This is a genomic window from Streptomyces rubellomurinus, from assembly GCF_000961885.1.
Taxonomy (GTDB): Bacteria; Actinomycetota; Actinomycetes; order Streptomycetales; family Streptomycetaceae; genus Kitasatospora; species Kitasatospora rubellomurina.
This window is the reverse complement of the sequence record NZ_JZKH01000334.1, coordinates 1-435: the sequence shown is the minus strand read 5'-3', so window position 1 is coordinate 435 and position 435 is coordinate 1. Positions and strand designations below refer to the sequence as shown.

Annotated in this window: 1 protein-coding gene; it reads left to right on the top strand. The window is 72.4% G+C overall.

The annotated features are described in order from the left end of the window. Window positions 1-435, top strand: a 435-nt coding sequence (locus tag VM95_RS38080) for an acyltransferase domain-containing protein (protein WP_045706247.1), incomplete at both ends; no start/stop codon positions are given.

Below are 435 nucleotides of genomic sequence, written 5' to 3'. Positions count from 1 at the left end.
CGGGAGCCGGTCCGCTTCGACCGGGCGCTGGAGCAGCTGCTCGGTGACGGCCGCAGCGTGTTCGTCGAGGTCAGCGCCCACCCGGTGCTGTCCATGCCGTTGACGGACGGCAGCGCCGAGCACGGCGGCGTGGTCGTCGGCTCCCTCGCCCGCAACGAGGGCGGCATCGGCCACCTCCTGAAGTCCCTCGGTCAGTTGCACGTCCAGGGCGTCGACATCGACTGGACGAAGGTCCTCGGCGAGGGCGGCTTTCCGGTCGCCGAGCTGCCGACCTATGCGTTCCAGCGCGAGTACTTCTGGACGGAGGCCACCGCGGCCTCCGCCGACGCCGGTTCCATGGGCCTGGAGGCGTCCGCTCACCCCTGGCTGGGCGCCGCGACTGCTCTGGCCGAGGGCGAGGGCCACCTGTTCACCGGCCGATTGGCGCCGAACGGC